This is a genomic window from Fusibacter sp. (assembly GCF_057447755.1).
Genome location: NZ_JBVBZF010000388.1, coordinates 1 through 3,030 on the forward strand (window position 1 = coordinate 1; position 3,030 = coordinate 3,030).

At 39.3% G+C, this 3,030-nt stretch carries 3 protein-coding genes; 1 reads left to right on the forward strand and 2 read right to left on the reverse strand.

The genetic code is table 11. The features are described 5' to 3' along the window. Both AC220I_RS20620 and serA read right to left on the reverse strand, forming a co-directional pair. Nucleotides 1–359: isocitrate/isopropylmalate family dehydrogenase (locus AC220I_RS20620; RefSeq protein WP_486725750.1), on the reverse strand; the 359-nt coding region annotated here is incomplete at its 3' end. A 33-nt stretch (nt 360–392) separates the two neighbouring features. Beyond that, the gene (serA, locus tag AC220I_RS20625; protein ID WP_486725751.1) at nt 393–1,973 is read right to left on the reverse strand and encodes a phosphoglycerate dehydrogenase; all 1,581 of its coding nucleotides are present in this window, start codon (nt 1,971–1,973) and stop codon (nt 393–395) included. Between the two features lie 266 nt (nt 1,974–2,239). Between serA and AC220I_RS20630 the strand changes: the two genes are divergently transcribed. Next, a partial coding sequence (locus tag AC220I_RS20630) for a hypothetical protein (protein ID WP_486725752.1) occupies nt 2,240–3,030 on the forward strand: 791 nt, incomplete at its 3' end.

Genomic DNA, 3,030 nt, shown 5'->3' on the forward strand with positions numbered 1-3,030 from the left:
GGCTGCTTGTTCTTCAGTGGGCATGGTGCGCCGTGAAGGAGTTTAATGGGTCTTAGGTTAACCGATTGGTCAAAGCCTTGACGAATTTTAAGGAGCAAATCCCTTAAGGAAATGTGGTCGGGTACACCAGGGTATCCCACTGCTCCAAGTAAAATGGCATCATAGCCATCAAGTGTTTCAAGTGCATCCACCGGCATCATCTCACCAGTTTCATGATAGTATTCGCAGCCCCAAGGGTAATGCGTTAAGTCTGCTTCCTTTAGATTGCGAAGTGCTAAATAGTGTTGCAAGACCTTTATGCCTTCTGCGGTGACCTCTTTACCAATACCATCACCCGGAATAACAGCTATTTTTTTCATATCAAAATCTCCTTGTCATTATGTGATGAGGTACTATATTTTTAAAGCCCAGGCTTTTAAAATACCATTTTGACCTTTAATTTCAGTAAGAATTTCATCGCTTACGGGCTGATCAACAGTGAGGAGCATGAGAGCAGGCTTCTGTGTTTTCGAGAGGCTGACGTTCATGGTCGAAATGTTGATGTTATTTTGCCCTAAGAGCAGACCGATTGTTCCGATCATCCCCGGACTATCGTTGTTTTCAATCATGAGCATATTGCCCTTTGGAACAATATCCACAGGATAATCGTTAATATACACAATTCTGGTATCTTCTTTGCCAAATAGGACGCCTTCCATTTCGAATTTATGATTTTTTGAATGGATAGAGATTTTAACCGAGTTCGTAAAATCTTCAGTTGCACTCATTTTACTCTCAGAGATTGTTACGCCTCTGGTTTCAGCAAGGAGTCTGGCATTGACATAGGTCACAGGTGTATCCAGTACCGCCTCATACAAGCCTTTAACAAAAGCTAGAACAAAGGGGTCGGTGTTTCGATGTGTAAAGTCGCCCTTGTAGGTAAAGACGATATGGTCTACAGCATCGTGATGAATTTGATGATATATTTTTCCCATACGTTCCATTAAGCTCAAGTAAGGTTTCATGTGCTCGAGCTCTTGCTGAGAAAGGGTAGGTAAGTTTACGGCATTTGCCACAAGCTTTCCTTTTAATGCTTCAAATACTTCTATGGCAACTGTTTCTCCAACATTTTTTTGTGCTTCAAAGGTGTCAGCACCGAGGTGTGGTGTAATAACCGTTGAGTCCAAATCAAGTAGTGGTGAGATTGGATGTGGCTCATCTTTAAGAACGTCTATCGCGGCACCTGCAACGATCCCTTCTATTAGGGCTTGGTTGAGAGCAGCTTCATCGATGATTCCCCCTCTGGCACAGTTGACGATTCTCACGCCTTTTTTAACCAGTTTAAATGACTCGGCATTGATAATGCCAATTGTCTCCTTGGTCTTAGGCGTATGAACAGAGATAAAATCAGATCTTTTTAAGAGGTCATCAAGATGGTCTAATTTTTCGATACCAAGTTTTTCGAACTTGTCTGATCTGATATAAGGATCATATGCAATGACATCCATACCAAAAGATTGCATTCTTGTGGCAACCATGGTACCAATTCTTCCGAGGCCTACGATGCCCAGTGTCTTACCCATCATTTCGACGCCTCTGAAAAGCGTGCGATCCCATTGCTTGGATTTTATATGTTGATTGGCTCTTGGGATATTTCTTGAGAGTGAGAGCATAAGTGCAATGGTATGCTCTGCGGCAGAAACCGTATTGGCATCCGGTGTGTTAACGACAATGATACCACGCTCAGTTGCACCTGCAAGTTCAATGTTGTCAACGCCATTGCCTGCACGGCCTACAACTTTCAAATTTGTCGCTTTTGAATAGAGCTCCTCATTTACTTTAGTGACGCTTCTGACGATCAAAGCATCATATTCTGAGATGGAGGATAGTAATTCATCTCGCGTAAGTGAGTAGTTGACTGTAACGTCCATATTTTGTGATTTTAAAAACTGAATGCCTTCATCGGCAATGTTTTCTGTTACTAAGATCTTCATAACATCATCCTTTCTGAGGTTTTTAAGTGGTAGTATATCCATTCTGTAAAACCACGTCAAGGCATAATAATCGAATTTAGAGTCAAATGTTACAAAAAGTCAAAAAAATCTAAAAATTCAAATACAGCGATTGCAAAACGTTCGTGATATGCGTACATTGTATACGTGTAATTATTACAAAAGTGTTATATATTTTGGACGATATGGGGTATTATATAGTATAATTATGGTATATATTCTTGAATACGTTCAAACATGGAGCTTGTATGAAATTAAAATGGCTGTTTATAAATATGTTTCAAATGATATTGTTGATAGGCTATATCGTGGTGGCATCAATTGGAGATCAGACCATGTCCAATGTTTTGTCGCCTCTCTTATTGTTTACAACAGTTTATATATTAAAGGGGACAAGACCAAGGGGGTCGGCAAGTCTTTATTGGCGGATGATGATGTATGTCGTACTGTCTTGGGCAATCGTGGATACCATTTGGTTTGTGGATTATTATGTTTTAAGGGGAAACCCTGAAGAACGTGACCTCTACAGCATTCTCTATTTGATTCCCAACCTAATCCTCTCTATAAATTGCGCCATTTACTTTTATCAGAATCTAAAAAAATGGCATTTTATCCAGACCATTTCAGATTTTATACTTGTGGTACTTGTGCTGTTTTTGACCGTTCGATTTAGTCTAATTAATTATCTAAGTGCAGATTATTTGTCAATTTTAGAGTTTTCAACCTCTGTTCTTTATATTCTGACCGATATATTTATTTTGAGCTTGATGATTGCAATGGCTCAAACCAAAAAAAGTGGACGTTTCAATATAGGTGTATTGTTTTTGTTGGCAGGGATTTTCTTATTCCCGATTTCAGATTTACTCTATTCTTATATGTTGTACTATGATTTTTACGTCGCGAATAATATTTCAGATATTCTCTTTATGATCTCGCTCTCCTTATTAGGGTATGCAAGCGCTGCCATTTATTATATTAAAATTAAGGAAGACCGCTTGGATGAGACTGGTGGTTTTGAGCCGAGGTACGCTAAAGGATA